13 protein-coding genes are annotated in these 21,378 nt (G+C 48.8%); 11 read left to right on the forward strand and 2 right to left on the reverse strand.

What is annotated here, in order from left to right:
• The first annotated feature begins 288 nt into the window (after positions 1-288).
• From B0D95_RS16795 to B0D95_RS16810, 3 genes are all read left to right on the forward strand, one after another.
• Positions 289-828 carry a glutathione peroxidase gene (locus tag B0D95_RS16795; protein WP_244904607.1) on the forward strand — a complete coding sequence of 180 codons (540 nt, stop codon included), beginning with the start codon at positions 289-291 and terminating at the stop codon, positions 826-828.
• Positions 829-1,473: 645 nt separating this feature from the next.
• Entirely contained in the window at positions 1,474-4,617 is a 3,144-nt protein-coding gene (locus B0D95_RS16805) for a TonB-dependent receptor (RefSeq protein ID WP_078044980.1), read from the forward strand.
• Between the two features lie 53 nt (positions 4,618-4,670).
• Positions 4,671-7,349: a hypothetical protein gene (locus tag B0D95_RS16810; protein ID WP_149867944.1), complete on the forward strand. Its 2,679-nt coding sequence runs from the start codon at positions 4,671-4,673 to the stop codon at positions 7,347-7,349.
• Positions 7,350-7,864: 515 nt separating this feature from the next.
• Here the strand turns inward: B0D95_RS16810 and B0D95_RS16820 are convergent.
• Positions 7,865-11,362, reverse strand: coding sequence for a hypothetical protein (locus B0D95_RS16820; RefSeq protein ID WP_078044983.1), 3,498 nt, complete (start codon positions 11,360-11,362; stop codon positions 7,865-7,867).
• A gap of 345 nt (positions 11,363-11,707) precedes the next feature.
• On the opposite strand from B0D95_RS16820, the gene B0D95_RS16825 reads away from it, so the two are divergent.
• Positions 11,708-12,901, forward strand: coding sequence for a class I SAM-dependent rRNA methyltransferase (locus tag B0D95_RS16825; RefSeq protein WP_078044984.1), 1,194 nt, complete (start codon positions 11,708-11,710; stop codon positions 12,899-12,901).
• Positions 12,902-12,924: 23 nt separating this feature from the next.
• Here the strand turns inward: B0D95_RS16825 and B0D95_RS16830 are convergent, their stop codons facing one another.
• On the reverse strand, positions 12,925-13,581 hold the full coding sequence (locus B0D95_RS16830) for an HAD family phosphatase (protein WP_078045804.1): 657 nt from the start codon (positions 13,579-13,581) through the stop codon (positions 12,925-12,927).
• A 248-nt stretch (positions 13,582-13,829) separates the two neighbouring features.
• Here B0D95_RS16830 and B0D95_RS16835 point away from each other — a divergent pair, with 248 nt between their 5' ends.
• The 7 genes from B0D95_RS16835 (at position 13,830) to B0D95_RS16865 (ending at position 21,368) form a co-directional block, all read left to right on the forward strand.
• Positions 13,830-14,333: an RNA pyrophosphohydrolase gene (locus tag B0D95_RS16835; RefSeq protein WP_210403641.1), complete on the forward strand. Its 504-nt coding sequence runs from the start codon at positions 13,830-13,832 to the stop codon at positions 14,331-14,333.
• 38 nt (positions 14,334-14,371) lie between these two features.
• Positions 14,372-16,639: a phosphoenolpyruvate--protein phosphotransferase gene (gene ptsP / locus B0D95_RS16840; protein ID WP_078044986.1), complete on the forward strand. Its 2,268-nt coding sequence runs from the start codon at positions 14,372-14,374 to the stop codon at positions 16,637-16,639.
• A 78-nt stretch (positions 16,640-16,717) separates the two neighbouring features.
• Positions 16,718-17,521 (forward strand): prolipoprotein diacylglyceryl transferase, encoded by an 804-nt coding sequence (gene lgt / locus B0D95_RS16845; RefSeq protein WP_078044987.1) that lies wholly within the window; start codon positions 16,718-16,720, stop codon positions 17,519-17,521.
• A 24-nt stretch (positions 17,522-17,545) separates the two neighbouring features.
• Positions 17,546-18,385, forward strand: a complete 840-nt coding sequence (locus B0D95_RS16850; RefSeq protein WP_078044988.1) for a thymidylate synthase — start codon at positions 17,546-17,548, stop codon at positions 18,383-18,385.
• Between the two features lie 57 nt (positions 18,386-18,442).
• Positions 18,443-18,949, forward strand: a complete 507-nt coding sequence (locus B0D95_RS16855) for a dihydrofolate reductase (RefSeq protein ID WP_078044989.1) — start codon at positions 18,443-18,445, stop codon at positions 18,947-18,949.
• A 272-nt stretch (positions 18,950-19,221) separates the two neighbouring features.
• On the forward strand, positions 19,222-20,004 hold the full coding sequence (locus B0D95_RS16860) for a DUF3450 domain-containing protein (RefSeq protein WP_078044990.1): 783 nt from the start codon (positions 19,222-19,224) through the stop codon (positions 20,002-20,004).
• The gene (locus B0D95_RS16865) at positions 20,001-21,368 is read left to right on the forward strand and encodes a MotA/TolQ/ExbB proton channel family protein (RefSeq protein WP_078044991.1); all 1,368 of its coding nucleotides are present in this window, start codon (positions 20,001-20,003) and stop codon (positions 21,366-21,368) included. Before B0D95_RS16860 ends, B0D95_RS16865 begins: the two co-directional genes overlap by 4 nt.
• The last annotated feature ends 10 nt before the right edge of the window (positions 21,369-21,378 follow it).

A 21,378-nucleotide genomic window follows, 5' to 3' on the forward strand; every position in this document is an offset into this window, starting at 1 on the left:
CAAAGCAATAACAAAAAACTGATACCGGTTATGTGTTCGATCAATATCATTATGTTAATGACGTTTTTCATCGCCCTTTGGTATGTATGACTCTATTTATAAACTTCCCGTGACTTGCCAGAGCTTGCTCTGGCTTTTTTGTATCCGAGGGTTTGTGCCCAAATGGGTGGGTGTGGAGAGGTTGCTGAGCGCGTAAGGATTGGTTAAACCAATTTTTACCTACTGGCGGTGGATCCAAAAAGGCTTACACTGCGTAAACCAACTACCACACAACACGAGGATTGATTTGTGAAAAGCCTGATGAAACCACTGATTGCACTTGCTGCCCTGACCTTGGCGCAAGTGACTTATGCGGCTTGCCCGGAGTATATGCAGGGCGAGTATCGCAAGTTGCACTCCAAAGAGATGGTGAATATTTGTGAGTTGATGGAAAACAAGACAGTACTGGTGGTGAATACTGCTAGCCACTGCGGTTTCACTTCTCAATTCAAAGGGTTGGAAGCGCTACACAAGAAATACCAGGCAAAAGGTTTGGTTGTCGTTGGGTTTGCCAGCGATGACTTCAAGCAGGAAGATGCCGATGAAGAAAAAGCGGCTGAAATCTGCTATCTCAATTACGGCGTGACTTTTACTATGTTGTCACCAACCGCAGTCACTGGCGACAAGGCCAATGCCCTGTTCAAAGCCTTGGCGGAGCAGAGTGAGCAGCCAAAGTGGAATTTCAACAAGTACTTGCTGGGTAAAGATGGCAAGGTCATAGAACACTTTGGCAGCATGACCAAGCCTGACTCGGCGAAGCTGGCAGCCGCTATAGATAAGGCGTTATAAGCTTTTTAACTGCACCGTCCTGACAAATGCCCGACAATGAGTGTGCACACTCTTGTCGGGCATTTGCTTTTCCTTTCCCAGAATCCAGTTCTTTATTGACAACCTTGTCATTCTATTGCGGTTCTTTTTGATGCTGTCGACGGTTACTCATTTGTTTCCCTTGTTGGTTACCCATCTCATTTAAAATGTTACCGATGGCAACAAAAATATTGGAATCGGTTACATTTTTATTGGCCAAATATTTGTCAGTAAAATTATTTTTATATTTTGTTTGCTTCGCTTGTATAGGTATTTGCAACGGATTTTTACGCAAAAAAAGTGATTTTTTAATAATTATTAGAGGCTTGTATCACTAGTAATAGATAAAAGCTGCGTGAATTTATCCCGAATCTTCAATTTCCAATTAAAAATACAGCCGTTTCAAAATGTAACCGTTAACATATTTGTGTTGAAACCGATTACATTTTATTCCATTATCATGTCTGCCAAAAGCTATAAATGTCCCCTGAGGTTAACTGGACGGGAGGCAAATAATAAAAGCGATATACCCATGAACCAAAATCCGCGTGATATCCCTATTCGCTTTGTTGTGACCAGCAGTGCACGTTTTTTAGATATACCAATAACAATATGAGGAAGTGAGCAATGATTAAACCCAATGGTTTTAACCCCAGAAGAAAAGCCCTGGTGCTAGCGATTAGCTGCGCACTGGGTGGCTTGTCGGCCACTGCACTGGCTCAACAGGCGCCCGCTGCCGACGAGAATCTGGAAGAAGTAATTGTAAAAGGTGTGCGTGCCTCACAGGCACAAGCGATTGATATCAAACGTAATTCAACCATGGTGGTGGACTCTATTGTGGCGGAAGATATCGGTAAGCTGCCTGATACCACCATTACCGATTCGTTACAGCGAGTGACAGGGGTACAGATTAAACGTGAAGCAGGTGAGGGTACCTCGCTCAATGTGCGCGGCATGCCACAGGTATTAACTACTCTGAATGGCGAGCAGTTCCTGAGTCCATGGAGTATCAACAAAGTAGAAGCTAACTTTTCTGATATTCCTGCAGGACTGATCTCTGGTGTGGATGTGTACAAGTCACAAGATGCTTCCATGTTGGCGGGTGGTATTTCCGGCGTTGTCGATCTTAAGACTTGGGATCCAAGCAAGTTGAATGAAGGTCTTACCGTTAAGGTTCGTCTGGAGGGCGCCACAGGTGAATACTCGGGGCGCGAATATGATGAAGATGGCAGCAAATCACGCCGTGCTCCTGACTACAATCTCGGTCTGGTTGCTGGTTTTAATAATGGTGATAATTTCTCGATCATTGGCTCACTTTATGCCGCTGAAAGCTATAACGCTAACTACTCCATGTGGGAAGGCCAAACCTTTGCATTTCTCGATCAGACCGGCGGAACACCTACCGATATGTACGATCTTGATGGCGATGGTGACCTGGTTAATGACTGGTATATCGTGCCCGAGCAATTTGCGGCGAGCAGTCAGTTTGTTGAGCGGGAGCGCTTTGGCGGTTCCTTAACCGGTGTATTTGATATCAATGATAACTGGAGCGTTCGCGGCGATATCTTCTATACAGAGATGGATAAATATGATCGCGGTGTATCGGCACAATTTAACGCCAAGCAAACGCCGGATGCGTGGAGTGTAAACAATACGCCGGCTAAGGATCCCTACGAGGGTACCTTTAATGCCCTTCAGCCTGGCTCGATTGTTTCTCCCGGTTCTGCTATTTCATTTGTCGATGCTCAGGGTAATCCACGAACTATTAACATCAACACGCTTCAGGTTGCCGAAGTGTGGGCGGCGGACTTTCAGTCGGTATCCAAAAATACCGTCGAAAAAACTGCCGCGTATAACACCAATTTTGAAGTGGCCTATACCGATCATGAGTCATTCGAGGCCAAATTCCGCGTCATTCATGCCAAGGCAGAAATGCAACAGCGCAAGGCCACTTTTCAGCAGGGAACGCCTGGCTGGCTGTGGGTAGATGACGATGGCATTCCCGGTAAGGACCCGGTGGATGGCTATCATATGACCGTTGATTACCGGGGTGATTACCCTAGCTTTTCTTATGAAGGCGATGTGGCTGATGCGAACTTCCTAAAGCAGTATCAAGGTTTTGCGGAAGGATTTAACACCGATGCAGAGCTGAATGTCGCACGTATTGATGTAAAGAGTATCTTCGATGCTTCTCATGTCGAGTCTATGGAAATGGGCGTACGCTACGGTAGCCGCGAAGCTAACTACAACAAGTTCTATTACGTCACGCCTACTGGACGTTATTCCAACTATAACGATCCGCGTGTGCCTGCAGACAAGCGTTACAAGCTCTTGCCGGGTAATGCAGTTTGGCAAAAATATCCCGACTGGTACAAATTTGTATTCTCTGAAACTGATGCCAATTTGATCGATGTCGGTGGTTTGGTTGACAATGGTTTTAGCGCTGCCGATACCAGTGTGTTCTACGATTTTGGTCCCATTAAGGGCTTTGAAAACGGTGTGGCAGCGTTGGCGCCAAGTAACTGGGATTCACCTTACGATTTCATGAATCGTCTATACCCAGGTACTCGCACAGTGAACGAGCCGGGTGAAACCTATGCAGTTACCGAAGACACCATGAACGCTTATGTGCAATTCAACTTTGCCAATGATGATGAAGGTCTGTTCGGTGTTCCCTATAACGCCAATCTTGGTTTGCAGGTAGCACATACTGCCCGTGAGGTAGGTAAAAGTGTTGTACCTGAGGTACTCGACTCATTTAACTCTATTGGTTATGACGACTGGCAGAAAATTGCCTACGTCTATGAAACCGATACGATCAATCACTCATATCTTGAGCTGCTTCCATCGATCAGCGTAAACCTGTTTCCGCGCGATGATGTGATTTTGCGTGCGAGTGCAGCGCGTACCATGACCAATAACGACATGGATACTATTGGCTCATCAATGGTGCTTTGGTATTCCCGTTGTGTGAAAACTGATGAGGACGGTAATCAGGTTCAGATTCTTGATCCTAATACCGGCGCATTGGTGGCTGACTATGTAGGTTGTGTAGGTGGGGGTAGCGATAAAGGCGATCCTTACATAAAACCTTGGATGGCCAATGTGTATAACCTGTCATCTGAATGGTACTTCGATGAATCTGCCATTTTAGGTTTGGGTATTTTCTATATCGATGTTGATACTGCCGTTCAGAATTATCAAGAGCAGCGTCACTTCCTGGATATGGATGGCATGGATCGCAATCAGTACGCGACTATTTGGTCAACCCGCAATACTGGTGCAGCTGATTTGTACGGCGTGGAATTTGGCTATAAGCAGCCATTCACTATGTTTGACAGCTGGTTCAATCGTACCGGTGTTGAGCTTAACTACACTTGGTCGCATTCAGAGTCGGAAGATATGGATATTGAAGGCAACCAATTACCATTGGTATCCAACTCGGAGCATCAAGCCAACCTGATTCTCTGGTACGACTACGAAGGTCTCAATGTGCGCTTGGCCTACAACTGGCGCAGTGAAGAGTACGCCGGTATGGCTGGCGTGAATAACGCAGCAGGCAACGCTTTCAATTTGGCTAATTGGATGGAGCCTGCTGGCTATGTGGACTTGTCCGTTTCCTACAACATTAATGATTACGTCAATGTGTTTGTAAACGGCACCAACCTGACCGGCCAAAGCCGTAAAGGCTATACCCAATATGAAAGCCAATTCCACAGTCTGTGGGTTCAGGAAACCCGCTATTCTGCTGGCGTGAATCTGACTTTCTAATTAATCGAGCGGCATAAAACGATAAACCCGTTTGAGGCGATTTGGAGAATTCTATGAGAACAAAAATGACGTTATTGGCATCGTTAATCGGTGCAAGTTTGTTAGTAGGTTGTGGCGGTGGCGATATGCTGAGTCGTTCCGATTCAGAAACCCACAAGCTCACACCAGAGGTGGTAGTAGAAGATCCGTTGGCGGCTCGCCCCTCGGAGAATGCCCCCGTGTTGCGTACCAATGAAACCAAAATCATGTGGACGGATGGCGAGCGTCATGTGTTACCGGTTGGCATCGAATTGGATTACGGTGCTGATTCGACTGAGCGCTTTGGTGCGGTGAGCGAAATTGCTAAGGTGTCAGCGGGTGCTATTCGCTTGGTACTGACACCGGAAACACCAGTGGCTAATCTGGAGGCGGCATTAAATCGTGCTGCTACCGAAGGTCTCTTCATTAACCTGACACTAAACGACCCAGCGCTCTATTGTAAGGATAGCGGCGCGGAGCTATTGCGCCTGACCAAGGAAACTTGGTTTGGTAAATTTCGTCCGATCATTGCACAGGATCAATACCAATCCATGCTGATGATCAGTATTGCGCGTGGTTGGGGGCCTAAAGAGGTTTTTGATCCTACCTCCTCTGGCTATCGCGAATACATGGATTACACCAAAACCCTGATCCGTGATTTCCGTAAAGCTGGGTTCAAGTTGCCACTGGTGGTCGAAGCCCCCGGTTGTGGTGAGGATTTCAATGCCTTTGACGCAAACCGCGTACGTGAATTGTTGGCGGCAGATACCGAGAAAAATCTCATTTTTGGTTTGGCTGCCAAAGGCAAAACCTATAACACCTCGACCAAAATCTCCAACGCCGTGAATGTTATTCGCGCCCAGCGTGCACCGGTGATTATCACTGAAGTGGGTGGTAGTGATGTGGTAGAGAAGGGTGCCAAAGTAGAGCAAGTGTTGGATGGCGCATTTGGCGATGTTGCGCTGTCTGTAAATCCACAATGGCAAGGGCCGGGTGATAAAATCGCTTACCTCTTTCCCTTTGCAGCGACGCAGAATCTACAAAACACACAGCTGAGTTTTGACATCAGCTTCGACGATGCCTATCTCAACGCGGATTATCTTGCAATGGAAGGGGCAGTCTCTATGGGCTACCAGCTTTACCTGCGTGATGTGAATGATAACTATGCAAGTATCAAAGGGGATGAGGTGAAAAACGCATCCTCTGGCTGGAATAGCATTACTTACAAAATTGGCGCGAGCATGCCTACTGCTGGTTTTGTGTCTGACGGTTTTGACATGACCCAAGTGGTAGCAGTCGGTGTGGAGATTGCTGCTCAGGACAAGCCATCCTCAGTAGCTGGTCCTATCAAGTTTGATAACTTTAAGCTGATTGAGGGTACTGGGCCGGCAGTGGTTTATGCCAGCGATTTTAGTGCTGGTGTTGATGGGTGGAAAAACTCCCAATGGCAAGGCAAAACAGCCTCCATTGACGTGGTTGATGGTGAAGCTACAAAAGCGCTTTCACTTGTGCCGCAAGATGATCAGTTTGAAATTACACGCACTGGTTTGGTTGTAGATCTGACGCAACCATTTACGATGACCGCACGCATTTATATTCCTGCTTCCATTACCAATTTTGGTATGGGGATTTTTGCAGCTAACTCAACCAATTGGGCTGGCGGTGGTTGGGGTGGCGCTTGGAATCTTATTCCTGGCCAGTGGAATGATTATTCCTTTACTCCTGACGAAGCGACGCTGGCGTCGTTTGCAGCTTCTGGTGGCAATGGTTTAGGTATTCAGTTTAGTCAGTTCGCAGCAGGTCAAATTAAAGGCGATGCTATTCTGATTGAAAACTTGCAGATAGTCAGTGCAGCTGGTTCTGGCGCAACGGAAACTGAATTTGGTGTTCAATACCGTTCAGACTTCAGTAGTAGTGCAGATGGCTGGGGCAATACCGCTTGGCCGGACGATAATGGTGTTCCATCGTCACCTGTGCTTACTCCCTCGAATGGCGAGCTTGTTGTGGCGTCATCAAAAGATGGTGCTGAACGCATCAGCTTGCAAAAAAATAACCTGACGTCATTGGATTCATTGAATTTGGGCGAAGGTTTTAAAGTTACCGTGAATGTGTTTATCCCCGAGTCGCTGCGCAATACTGAGTTCAACTTTCAGATGTTCTTCCAGGATGCTAATTGGAGTCACCACAACTCACCAATCGATATGACGGGTGATGAGCTAACCTATGGCGAGTGGATGGCTATCAGTGTTGAGCCTGAGTTCCCCGAGGGCTTCGATATGACCGGAACCCCTAAATTTGTGGGCATTGATATGTTTGCGCGTAAAGGTGCAGGTGGCTTTAAAACAACAGATGAGGTCATCATTGGCAGCATTCTGTTTGAGGGGCAGGTGCCAGTAGAGCCGGAAGAAGTGGTTTTGGGCGCGGTAGATTTTAATCGTTCACAAGACGTTATGGTTGATTTTGTTGTTGGTGCTATCACCGAAGCGCAAGCGTTGATTGTTGCTCCGGAAGTGGTAAGTGATCCATTTGGTTGGTTTGCCTCTACGTGGTTTGCGGCAAGCCCTGAAGATGCTGCTTACGATTTGGTGACCGACCTTAAAGATGCATCAACGTTAACCGAGCGTGGAGAGTTGATTACAAATACTCCCGGTGGTTTAGCTGAAATGCGCAGTCTATTGGTGCCAGAAAAGCCAGCCGATGCTGCTGCAAAATAATACAAGCTTATTGTGCTTGTCGTAGCTATCCAAAAAAGCTTGGGCGATTTATTTGCCCAAGCTTTTTTTATTTGTATGGGCATAGATTTGAGTCTTGTGAAGTTTTAATGTAAATGCTATTTGACTCTCGACCCTGTAATTCCACAGTAACAACCCCTCGATCTGTTCGGGACTTGCTGCGATTGGCAGTTTGGTGAAGATTATTTTCAAATACGTATAAGGCTTCATGAATTCACCTTGAATTTATTTTGCTTGTAGCTAGCTCTCAAGCGCACAGGCATCCCGCTTGATATTGCAAATAAAGTCATTCGCGAACCATTGTGGTTATAGTTGCTGTTGCATTAAAGAAATTTAGTCACTGTCGTATCAACAAGATTATGCAAAACGTGGCAAGGCTGCTTGGTGTGTAGGTCTTACTGAAATGTTTTGTGCTAAATGACTGTGGTGGGTATGTGAAATTGAGGTGCAATAAAAAAGCCCCGAGGTTAGTCGGGGCTTTAGTGAGGTGCCAGGAGTTAGATTGCAGTAACTATAGTTGTGTAGGCTTTCTTGGCGCCATTTGGTGTTATTACTTCAATTTGGAACTGTCCAGATGCCGGTGTTCCTGAATCCCCTTTAACAACTACATCAAAAGTTGTTGGCCCAAGAATGTTAAGTGGCACGATAACTTCTGTTGGGCTTAATGTAGCAGATGCGCCTTCCAGATTGTCTGTAATTAACGTTACTTCAGTGCCGCCAGGCAGGCTGTTACCGTTTGCATCAACTAGTATCACTGTAAAAGTTTCTATTTGGTTGGCTGCAACAACAACATTTGCTGGCTGGCCAATTAATCGATTGCCTACAGAAGCTGCTTCGCTACGCCCCAGTACTAGGGTCAAATCTTGACGTACAGTAACGCTGTTGCGAGTACAGGTTGCTCCAGTAGCTGGGCACAGGGCTCCATCATAAATGCCGTTACCTTCTGTTCTCAGGCCATCTTTGATTAATGTGTTATTTGGGCCAAAAACGTCAACAAATACTTCACCAAGATCATAAAGACCATTTTGATTGCCGTCTAAGTAAGCTTCCCCCAAATCATCACAGGAGTCTGTCGGATCAACCAGCGTTGGTGTTGGGGCATTGAGGTTGCAACTAGTACCGCTGGTAGAGAATATGTCGCCAGCATCGTAGATGCCATTGCTATTGGCATCAATAAAGCTCTCGTTGCCTAATGCGGTGGCCAAAATAGTGACTCTACCTGTTGCAGGTCTGGGGCTTTGATTGCGCCATTTTACGGTACATGCGCTAGCCTCATTCGTTGTACAGGAGCTCTGGATGGATCCTCCTGATGTGGTAAAGCTCACTGAAGTCCCTTCAGGTACGGGGTTGTTAAATGCGTCGGCCATGCGAATAGTTACGTCGACTTCAAAACCTTCGGTGTAAACGGGAGGGTTATATTGCGATGCAGAAATCGACATGCTGTCCTGATCTGGAATGCCCGTTGACACAACTAGCCCAGAGGATTGTGTAGAGATTGTATCTCCATTAGATGTTTCAGTGGATGCTGTTACGCGAACAGTAGTTGTAATAGTGCCAGCTTGAACGCGAGCTACTACAGTGCCATTTATAGCGCTGATAGCACTGACTTGCTGTGTGCATGTGCCTCCACTTGCCAAGCAAACCCCACCGACGTTATTGTTTAGGGTCAATGTTACTGGAACGCCTGCAAGTGGAAGTCCATCTGGTCCATTGATGATAAATACTACATTAGAGGTTTCTTGTCCTCCGGCTCCTTTGAGGCTAATTTGTCCTGGGGTTGCACTATCAAACACAATATTTTGTGCAGAGACCTCAGTAATTGTCAGGGTTGTTGTTGCAGTGCTAACGATAAGGCTGGGTAGGGTAGATGTTGCAGTGACTTCATCGGTCCCCATACATCCGGCGGCGGTATAGATAACTGTGGCGCGGCCAGTTTGAGTGGTGATGCTAGTGATTTCTTCGCCGCTTCCGTTGGTAAGCTTGGCTGTTCCTGCACGGATACATGCAGAGGTAAATGCAACCTCGGCGCTTCCTGTGGTCAGGTTGCCGTCGCCATCAACAAGGTTGACAGACAAGCTTGTAGTTCCGCTTGGCGGTAATACTGCATCGCCAATTCCTACATCAATTTTACCTGCGGTAAAGGCTTGACTTAAGCCTTTACCGATATAGCGTGCCGCAGTGTTCTCCAATGGTTTTTGCACCAAGCGAGTGCTGAAGCTATAAGCTGGTCCTTTGGGCGAGGTAATAACAATGTTGAAGCTGCCCGTTGGGCGTTTGGTTTCGCTTGCTTTGAGTGTGACAGTAAACGTTGTTGGGTTCAGTGTGCTTGGAACGGCACCGCTCATGCTTTGATTAATGGTCACATCGCTGGCAGTGCTGGTATTGAGTGATACCGTCGTGCCTACTGGCATTGCATTACCGTTAATATCGGCAAGTGTCACATTGAATGAGGTTGTTTCATTGGCGCCCATCTCAATAAACTCTGGCTGCCCTAACAGGCGGCCATTTTGGGTCATAGGGCGTTCGCTTGACATGGAGAGAATAATGTCCTGACGAATATTGACGGGTGACTTGGTGCATCCTTCGCCTTCTACTGCACATAGGACGCCGTTATAGATTCCGTTTTCGGTGTCATGGCGACCGTTGATATTGAAGTCAACTATTTTTTCACCAGCGTTATATTCGCCGTCTTCGTTGGCATCAAGGTAGGCTTCTCCCAAGTCGTCGCAAGGCTCATCATTACCGCCTGGTGTTGCCTCGGCTGTTGAAAGTGGAACGTTTGGATTGCAGTTGCCACCATTATTAAAGGTATTAAAAATATCCTTACCAAATGTGTACACACCATCACCATCAACATCTTCGAAGCTCTCATTGCCCACTGTTGTGGCCAAGATGGTTACCCGTCCATTTGAGGGTCTTGGAGTTGTACTTTTCCAGGTCACTACACAGGTGCCGTTAGTGGTTGTGCAGTTAGGGTCTATGGTGCCACCCTCAGTAATAAACTGAACGGATGTGCCATCTGGCGGAGGGTTGTTATCTGCATCGGCGAGATAAACAGAGATACTGACGGTTTCGCCATTGTAATCCCAGCCTGGCGGATTAAAGCGTGAGGCAGAGATGGACATACTGTTTTGATCCGGCATGCCTGTGCCGATAGAGAGTTTATTTGAGCGAGCTGTTACGCCAGAAGTTGTTTCTGTGGCGATTATTTCAACAGCAGTTGGAATTGTTCCTGCTTGCACTACTGTGGATGCATGGCCGGTGCTGTCAGTTGTTGCTGAGGCGGCGGTCAATGCAATTCCGCCTACCTGTGTGCTCAGCGCAAAGTTGAGCGGAATATTCTTGATAGGTGCACCGGCATTACCTAATACCAAAAAGCGTACTACGGAGGTTTGTGCGCCACCGCTATCTTTAAGGAAGATTTTATCTGGCGTAGCGTCAACAAAGCGAATGGATTGAACTGTATCTTGCGCTACCACAATGGTAACGCGCGCTACCTTGGCGGTTGTACCAATTACAGCTGTTGCTGTTACTTCGTCGTTGCCAACACAGCCTTTGGCGGTATAGGTGATTCTGGCTTGGCCTATATCGGTAGATACTTTATTTGTGGTGGTTGCACCGGATGTCAGTGTGGCTTCACCTGCGGCTAAACAGCGCGAGTTGAAGGTCACTTCGATGGGGGCGGTGACAAGTGTGTTGGTGCTGCTGACAATGCTTACCGACAGGTTTGTTGCAGCACCTGCTGCCAACTCAGCTGTGGTGTGGCTGGTGGCGATTTCGCCGGAAACAAAGGTGCTTCCATCTCCTCGCCCAATATCAGCAGGTGAGACGGTATCAATGCTACTGGCTGCGCCTGAACTCAATTGTCCTGCACTGCTAGTGGCGGAAGAGCTTGGTCTTGGATCTAGCGGGGAGCTGCCGCCGCCGCCGCAGGCGGAAAGTAACAGGCTTAGAAACGCTGCACTGACGATCGTCGTTGTTTTTAGGGTTTGCATGGTGTCTTCCTAGGTTACCGACCGCGCTGGATTGCAGTTCAGGCGGATGCAGGTAGTGAATTCAATGATATAAATGGCATAAACAATCAGCGCTAAGCTCTTGAGCCTATTGACACTTATCGCCACAGCTTACGTTAGCCTATATCCCTATAATGATAAAGTCCCGCATGTTCAAAAAATGGGCTGGCTGGCGCATATATCCTGATATTTGTGCGTTTCTTAGCATTTTGCGGAGGTTATATTGCTTGCCGCCAAGCATTTTGTTCCTAGTGCCTTTTTATTTCTGTGAGTTGGTCGCACAAGGCTTATAATCGCGCCACTTTATTTTGTCTGATGAGCCATATCATGAATTTGCCTGTTCTTATATTGAAGCCCCAAGCGGATCGCCGGTTGAAACTGGGTCATTTGTGGATTTATAGCAACGAAGTGGATGTTGAGAAAACGCCGCTCAAAGCCTTTGCGATGGGGGAGCAGGCACTGGTGACTACATCGGGCGGCAAGTCCTTGGGGATTGCATTGATCAATCCGAATGGACTGATTTGTGGGCGCTTGGTGAGTCGCGATGAAAAGTACCCGCTGAATAAATCCCTGTTGGTGCACCGTATCAAGCAATCATTGGCGTTGCGTGAATTGGCATTTGCCGAACCTTATTACCGCTTGATATACGGCGACGCCGATTTGTTGCCAGGATTGGTGGTTGACCGTTTTGGCGATTATCTGGTGGTGCAGATTGCCGGTGCCGGCATGGAGTTGGTAAAGGATGAGATAGTTGAAGCGCTGGTACAGGTGCTGAAGCCGCAGGGGATTTTGCTGAGCAATGAGCACAGTGCACGCAGCCTGGAAGGTTTGTCGGAATATACCGAGGTTGCCTACGGCGAGGTGCCTGAGTCGGTTGAATTGGTAGAAAACGGTACGCGTTTTATGGCGCCGGTGCGCGGCGGTCAAAAAACCGGTTGGTTTTACGATCACCGTATGAACCGTGCGCTGCTGCAGCAGTATGTGCAGGGCAAGCGTGTGCTGGATGTGTTTTCCTATATTGGCGGTTGGGGTGTGCAGGCTGCTGTGGCAGGGGCGAGCGAAGTCTTCTGTGTGGATGCATCCGAAGCGGCCACTGATGCGGTGTTGGAAAATGCCCAGTTGAATGGCGTCGCTGATAAGGTGGCCGCTATTCAGGGCAAGGCGATTGATGTGCTGAAAGAACTTATCGCTTCCGAGGAGCGCTTTGATGTGGTGGTGCTTGATCCTCCGGCCTTTATTAAGAAGCGCAAGGATCAAAAAGCCGGTGAGGCTGCCTATCGCCATATTAATGAGTTGGGTATGCGCCTGCTGGGGCGCGATGGCTTGCTGGTGTCGGCTTCCTGCTCAATGCATTTGGGTAAAGATACGCTACTGGAAATCGTGCGTGCGTCAGGTCGTCATCTTGATCGTCACGTGCAGATTATTGGTCAGGGCGGCCAAGGGCCGGACCACCCCATTCACCCAGCCATTCCCGAAACCGATTACCTCAAGGCTGTGTTTGCCCGGGTTTATCTCGCTTAATCTTTTCTCTGATCAAACCTGCGCTAGTCGCGCAGGCTGATGATGTTCCAGTTGCGCTCATTAGCGATAGCACTGAGGCGCTCATCCGGGTCTACGGCTACCGGGTTGTCCACCAGCTCCAGCAGCGGAAGGTCGTTGATGGAGTCGCTATAAAAGTAAGCGCCGGTGAGTGAGTGATGGTGGTGTTTGAGCCATTCTTGCAGGTTGGTGATCTTGCCCGCTTGAAAACAGGGTGTGCCGGTAAAGTTGCCGGTATGGCGACCCTCAATCACTTCCGGATCGGTTGCCAGTATGTCATCGACCCCCAGGCGTTGGGCGATTGGGCGTGTAATGAAGCCATTGGTGGCTGTGATAATTAGCAGGTGATCGCCCTGTTCGCGATGTTGGCGCAACAGTGCTTCTGCTTTGGGGAGCATCAAAGGCTCGACGTGTTTTTGCATAAACTCTGCGTGAAGTGCGCGCAGCTCGTCTTGCGTGAAGTGCGTAAGTGGCGCCAATGAAAACGTCAGATAGGCGCGTATATCCAGCGTTCCGTTTTTGTAATCCTGATAGAAGCGTTCATTGGCGATGCGATAGACCTCGGCATCAACCAATTGCTTCTCTACCAAAAAGACGCCCCAGCTGTAATCGCTGTCGCCTGCAATCAGGGTGTTGTCGAGATCAAAAATAGCCAGTGCCACAGCGAAAATCCTCATATCAATCAGTGCGAAGCTTGCATCGGCAGCAAAGGCGATCAAGCGGGGCGCTAGAATAGCGGCACAGCGTGGTGTGCTCAATGCCAAAACCATTTCACCGATTCAGGGTTGCGGCTTTGGGTAGGCCTGATATAGTGCGGAAAACGCTGTTTTGTGGAACATGGCTGCCGCTTCTGTGTGCGCTTGGTCGGATGTTACACCAGCAAAACCTTTTTATATGGATGATTCCCCCCGTGATAGATTCCGACGGATTTCGCCCCAATGTGGGCATCATTCTGACCAACGATCAGGGCCAGTTGCTGTGGGCCCGCCGCGTGGGCGGCCACGATGCATGGCAGTTTCCCCAAGGTGGCATTAACCCCAATGAAACCCCCGAGCAGGCGCTTTATCGCGAGCTTCACGAAGAGGTGGGCCTGCGCCGCGAGGATGTTGAAATCCTGGCTTGTACGCGCGGCTGGTTGCGCTATCGCTTACCGCACCGCTTGGTGCGACACAATTCTGTGCCACTGTGCGTCGGCCAAAAACAAAAATGGTTTTTGTTGCGCTTGCGCAGCGACGACAACAAGGTCAGTCTGAACAACGGTGGGCGCGCCGAGTTTGATGACTGGCGCTGGGTTAGTTATTGGTATCCCTTGGGTAAAGTGGTCTCTTTTAAACGCGATGTTTACCGCAGAGCCCTTAAAGAACTGTCATTATTCCATTCGCTTCATGAAGATCGCCGCAATCGCGCGCGCTAACCCGAATCACCTTTTACCAGGTTCAACCCAGACTCTTTATGCTGAATTCACTTAGATCCATTGTTCAGGAAGTAAACGCGGCGCGCGATATGAAATCGGCGCTGGCGATTATTGTGTCGCGGGTCAAAGAGGTGATGAAAACCCAGGTGTGCTCCGTCTACCTGCGTGATAGTAAGGGTGATTATGTATTGATGGCGACTGATGGTCTGAATGCCAATTCGGTCGGCAAGGTGCGTTTGGCGGCGGGTGAAGGCTTGGTTGGGCGTGTTGTGGTGCGTGAAGAGCCGATTAACCTGGAGCACGCTGAAGCTCACCCAAGCTATCAATACTTCCCGGAAACGGGGGAGGAGCGCTACAGCAGTTTTCTGGGCGTGCCCATTATCCACCACCGCAAAGTCTTGGGTGTATTGGTGGTTCAGCAGGTAGAGCAGCGCCGCTTCGATGAGGGCGAAGAAGCTTTTCTGGTCACTATGTCGGCGCAGTTGGCGGGGGTTATCGCTCATGCCGAGGCGACAGGTGGCGTAGTTCCTCCGGGTGCCAAAGCATCGCAAGCCAAGTTTCTCGGTGTGTCAGGTGCATCCGGTATTGCGATAGGTGAGGCGGTCGTTCTGACACCCACCGCCGATTTGCGCTCGGTACCCTATCAGGCCTGTAAAGACGTTGAGGCCGAAATCGCCTTTTTCCAGCGCAGCCTGCTGGCAGTGCGCGAAGATATTAAATCCCTTGGCGAGCAATTGCGCGCGCGTATCAATCGTGAAGAGCAAGCCTTATTTGATGCCTATCTGGCCATGCTGGATGATGCCTCGCTTGCCCGTGAAGTCATGGATCGTATCCGCAAGGGGGCCAGCGCGCCCTATGCCTGGAGCGAGGTGATCCTTGAGCATGAAACCATCTTTAATAGTATGAATGACCCCTATTTGCGCGAGCGGGCGACCGATGTGCGCGACCTGGGGCGTCGGGTGCTGGCCTATTTACAGGAATCCAATCAGAAAGCGCGTGTATACCCTGATAAAACCATCTTGATCGGCGAGGAATTAACCGCCTCTATGCTGGGTGAGATTCCCAAGGAAAAGCTGGCTGGGCTGGTATCCGTACTTGGCTCATCAAACTCCCATGTCGCCATTTTGGCGCGGGCGATGGATATTCCCACCGTGATGGGGGCGGTAGACTTGCCCTATTCGCAAATCAATGGCCGGCCAATCATTGTGGATGGTTACAAAGGGGCGGTGTATTGCGACCCCAATGCGCAACTGCGCAAGCACTACAAAGCGATTTACCTGGAGGAGCAGGCTCTTGTTAAGGGCTTGGAAGCACTCAAAAACCTGCCCTGCGAGACCCAGGATCGCTATCGCTTGCCTCTGCATGTCAATACCGGATTGATGGCTGATGTGGTGCGTTCGCTGGAGCGTGGTGCAGAGGGTGTCGGTCTTTATCGCACGGAAGTGCCATTCCTATTGCGCGATCGCTTCCCCAGCGAGGAAGAGCAGCGCGCGATTTATCGCGAGCAGTTGGAAGCATTTGCGCCTCATTCAGTCACCATGCGTACACTCGATATCGGTGGCGACAAGGCCCTGCCGTATTTCCCGATTCAGGAAGATAATCCCTTTCTGGGGTGGCGCGGCATTCGTGTAACCCTCGATCACCCGGAGATATTTCTGGCGCAGATTCGCGCCATGATCAAGGCCAGCGAAGGGCTGGATAACCTGCGCATCCTGCTGCCCATGATCACCAATATGCAGGAGGTAGATGCCTCCCGTGCGCTGATTCGGCGTGTGTATAAAGAGCTGCTGGAAGAGGGGTTTAAGGTTCGTTTACCGCAGGTTGGGGTGATGATTGAAGTTCCGGCGGCGGTGTATCTGGCGCCCGAGTTGTCGCGCCGTGTCGACTTCTTATCCGTCGGCAGTAATGACCTCACGCAATACTTGCTGGCGGTGGATCGCAACAATGCACAGGTGGCCGATCTCTATCAGGCATTTCATCCGGCAGTGCTGCGCGCTTTGCAGTACATTGTCTATGCGGCACATGATGCAGGCATCAGTGTCAGTATTTGCGGTGAATTGGCGGGTGACCCTGGCGCCGCGATTTTGTTGATGGCCATGGGGTTTGATGTTTTGTCCATGAATGCCACCAACCTCCCCAAGGTGAAATCTGTTATCCGCGGTATTACCTTTGATCGAGCCAAACAGTTGTTGGCAGAGGTAATGAGCATGTCGAATGGCGATCAAATTCGCGATCACATTGCACGCGAACTGCGCGATACAGGCTTGACTCGCCTGATTCGCCCGGTTACTTCCGATAGCAATTGAATGTAAACGCTATCGTTTTGTCATAAATCCGCGTCATAATCCCCGGCCTTACGTCGGACGAGTCAGGTTTAACTGTTTATGCTGCAATACCCCGATATAGATCCCATCGCGTTTTCCATAGGTTCATTCAGTGTTCATTGGTACGGCATTATGTACCTGCTGGCATTCGTCAGCGCCTGGTTGGTTGCCATGCACCGCGCCAAGCAGCCAGATGCACTGATCACCAAGGCGCAAGTAGAAAACTTGATTACATATGGCGCGTTTGGTGTCATTCTCGGCGGCCGTTTCGGCTATGTTGTATTTTACAATTTTGATTACTGGTTGACCGACCCACTGTGGTTATTCCGCGTGTGGGAGGGCGGCATGTCATTCCATGGCGGTCTTATTGGTGTGATCGTCGCTATGTTGATTTATGCCAAGCGCATCGGTCGACCATTTGTTGGCCTGATGGATTTTGTAGCACCCATGGTTCCGCTCGGTTTGGGCTTTGGGCGCTTGGGCAATTTCATCGGTCAGGAATTGTGGGGACGTGTCACTGATGTGCCGTGGGCGGTAGTGTTTCCCAAGGCAATGGATCCTGAAGGAGTGGCGCGTCACCCAAGCCAGCTTTATCAGGCTGGTCTTGAAGGGCTGGTATTGTTTGTTATTGTTTTTTGGTTCTCTGCCAAACCGCGCCCGCGTGGCGCAGTATCGGGAATTTTTTTAGTGGCTTATGCCACCTTTCGCTTCGCCATCGAATTTGTGCGCGAGCCGGATCGCGGGGTGGCGCTGGTTGGTTGGATGACGCGCGGCCAGTTGCTCTGCGTGCCGATGTTTCTGGTAGGGATCGGTCTGCTTGTCTACGCCTGCATGGCGAGCAACAAGGGCAGTAAAGTCGAATAATTGAGTATGTTTACAGGTTATTGAATGAAGCAGTATCTTGATTTAATGCGCGATGTTGTTGAAAACGGCGTCACGCGCGGCGATAGAACCGGCACTGGCACCCGCTCCGTTTTTGGTCGGCAGTTGCGTTTCGACTTGAGCAAAGGGTTTCCTTTGGTAACGACAAAAACAGTTCACCTGAAGAGTGTAATTGTTGAGTTGTTATGGTTTTTGCAAGGGCGTACTGATGTTAACTGGCTCAAGGAGCGCGGTTGCAATATCTGGAATGAATGGGCCACGGAAAACGGTGACTTGGGGCCGGTCTATGGCAAACAGTGGCGCAGTTGGGTGTGTCCGGATGGCTCGACAATTGATCAAATATCCCAGGTTATTGCCCAGATCAAGAAAAATCCCTACTCGCGTCGCCTTATTGTCAGTGCCTGGAACCCGGCAGATTTGCCTGATGAATCCATGAGCCCGCAGCAAAATGTAGAGCAGGGGCGCATGGCTTTGGCGGCCTGCCATACTCTGTTCCAGTTTTATGTTGCTGATGGCAAATTGTCGTGTCAGTTGTATCAGCGCAGTGCAGACTTGTTTTTGGGGGTGCCCTTCAACATCGCCAGTTATGCGTTGCTAACACACATGATTGCGCAGCAATGTGATTTGGAAGTAGGTGATTTTGTTCACACCTTTGGCGATTGCCATCTTTATAACAATCATATTTCTGACGACATAGTTTACGAACAATTAACACGCATTCCCAAAAAGTTGCCTACACTAAGAATCTCGCGTCGCCCCGAATCCATTTTCGGGTACGAATTACAGGATTTTGAGTTTGAAGGCTATGACCCTCATCCTCGTATAGTCGCGCCTATTGCCGTTTAATTGGTCGTTGTAGGTTGTTGGCAATGTAAAGTTTTAATAAAAAGGCGAAGGCTCTGCATGAAATTAGCCATTATTGTGGCGGCAGCAAAAAATGGTGTCATTGGTATAAAAAATCGTCTGCCATGGCACCTCCCGCAAGATCTGAAATATTTCAAATCAGTGACCATGGGTAAGCCTGTAATCATGGGGAGAAAAACCTATGAATCCATTGGTAGGCCATTGCCTGGGCGCTTGAACATTGTTGTTACCCGTGATCAATCATGGAACGCATCGGCTGATTTGGTGGTCGTACATAGCCTGACTGCTGCGCTTGATGCTGCCAGTCAGCGTGTGGCAGAAACTGGCGCTACCGAGGCGGTCGTCATTGGTGGTGCGGAAATCTACCGCGAGGCACTGCCTCTAGCGGACAAAATTTATCTCACGGAAGTGAGTGTTGAGCCGGAAGGGGATGCGTTTTTTGTATTGCCTGGCGGCGATCAATGGGATCTTGAATCATCAACACCGGGTGAGGAATCTGCAGTGATACCCCACAGGTTTTTGGTATATCAACGGCGCACTCAATAGTCTGCTTTTGATTATTTTGTGTTTCGTTTGTGTGTGTTTTAGTTGTTTTTTGCTTTTGTGTTACCGGTGCACTTATTGGAATGAGTAATGTGTTACCGCTTTGATACATAAATACACACGTAGAAGGTATAAGGATAAATCATTGGAAGTAGGTCATGTCGCTTATTACAATGCCGCCGTTCTTAGCCGCCTCGAAGAGGCTACGTGGATAACGCGTCTGTGGCAGCCTGTTGCCGCAAACTCACTTGATTGAACACCCAGTTGGGGGGATTATGAAAAAGCAGCGATTGAAAGCGGTGGCAATGACCACGATGCTTTCTGCCGGCGCGCTAATGGGTAGCGTAGCCATGGCAGATCAAACTCTGGATGCCGTACTTAAGGCGGGTCAGGCCAAAACCACTTTGGCGCAAGACTCCCAAAAACGCATCGACAGATTGGCTCAGGAAACTGACGATCTGACACAAGAATTCAAACAACAAAACAAGTTGATTGACGATCTTCGTGTGTTTAACGCCCAAATGGAAAAGCAAGTTGCCAAGCAGCTCGTCGTTGTTCAGGAACTTGACCAATCAGTCGAAAAAGTGACTGTTATCGAACGTCAAATCCAGCCCCTCGTATTCCGTATGCTAGACAGTCTGGAGCAATTTGTGAGTCTCGATAAGCCATTCCAAGTGGAAGAGCGTAAAGAGCGCGTCGCAATGTTGCGTGCAAATCAGGATCGCGCAGATATCTCTGTATCTGAAAAATTCCGTCAAGTGCTTGAGGCTTACAAAATTGAATCTGCTTACGGCAGTACAATTGAAGCTTACAAGGGTACCTTGCCTGTTGATGGTCAAGACCGTGAAGTAAATATCCTTCGTGTTGGCCGTATTTCATTGATGTATCAAACAACTGATGCAAAACAATGCGGTACCTGGGATGCCTCTCAAGGTCAGTGGGTTTCTCTGGATGGTTCATACAACTCATCCATTCTTAAGGGGCTTCGTATTGCGCGCAATCAAGCATCTAAAGATATTATGACTATGACTGTTCAGGCACCGGAGGCAGCACAATGAAAATGAAGTTTGTAAAAAGCTGTCTGATGCTTGCTGTTGCTGGCCTGTTGGGTAGCAGCTTTGCAATGGCACAAGAAAAAGCGCAAACGCTTGACCAATTGTTGGAAATGGTCAAAAAATCCCAAATCAGTGAATCAGCTGAGCACAAGCAACGTGAAGCTGAATTCGCTCGCGATAAAGCGAATCAAGCTAATTTGCTTGCTCAAGCTAAAGCAACTCGTCAAGCGGAAGAAGCACGTTCTGCTGCGCTCGAGAAAAAGTACCAAGAGCAAGATCTGTTAGTTGCCGCTAAGAAGACGCAACTGAATGAGCGTTTGGGCTCCATGAAAGAGCTTTTCGGTCATTTGACTTCTACCGCTGGTGACCTGCGCGCCACATTGGATACTTCTATCGTAAGTGCACAGTACCCAAATCGTGGTGAGTTCCTTGATGCATTGATCGAGAAGATGAACAGCAATACTCAGTTGCCGGATATCGAAGAAATCGAGCGTCTGTGGTACGAAGTTCAGCGTGAGATGGTTGAAACTGGCCGCGTTGTTAAATTCAACACTACCGTTATCAAGCCAAATGGTGAGCAAGCGCAGCAAGAGGTTGTTCGCGTTGGTGTTTACAACCTGGTTTCAAATGGTATGTACCTGACATTTGATGGTGCAAAAATTCAAGAGTTGCCTCGTCAGCCAGGTGATCATTTGGCTGGTGCAAAAGCATTGCAAAATGCAACATCAGGTATGGTTGACTTCGGCGTGGATCCAACCGGTCCAGCTGGCGGCCAACTCCTGACTGCATTGATCGACACTCCAACCTTCTTGGAGCGCGTTGACCAAGGCGGTAAGGTTGGTTATGTAATTGTTGCTGTGGGTTTCATCGGTGTATTCCTTGGTTTATGGCGCATGCTGGTACTGTTCGCAATGACTGCAAAAGTGAAGGCTCAATTGAAGTCTGATAAGCCAAACGCAAACAACCCATTGGGTCGTGTTTTGAAAGTTGCTGAAGAGAACAAAAATGTTGATACCGAAACTCTAGAGCTCAAGCTTGAAGAAGCTGTTCTTAAAGAGCGTCCATCAATCGAAAGTGGCTTGGCTGTATTGAAGATTATTGCTGCTGTTGCACCGCTGTTGGGTCTGTTGGGTACAGTTACCGGTATGATCGAAACCTTCCAGGCAATCACCATTTTCGGTGCTGGCGATCCTAAGAACATGGCTGGCGGTATTTCTGCCGCATTGGTTACTACAGTACAAGGTCTTGTGGTTGCTATCCCTGTTGTGTTGATGCACACCTTGGTTAACGGTCGTGCTAAGGCAGTTATTCAAGTATTGGATGAACAAACCACCGGCATTATTGCTGAAAACTCTGAGCGTAAGTAGGAGATAACAC

This window comes from Cellvibrio sp. PSBB023 (genome assembly GCF_002007605.1).
In the GTDB taxonomy this organism is placed as follows: Bacteria; Pseudomonadota; Gammaproteobacteria; order Pseudomonadales; family Cellvibrionaceae; genus Cellvibrio.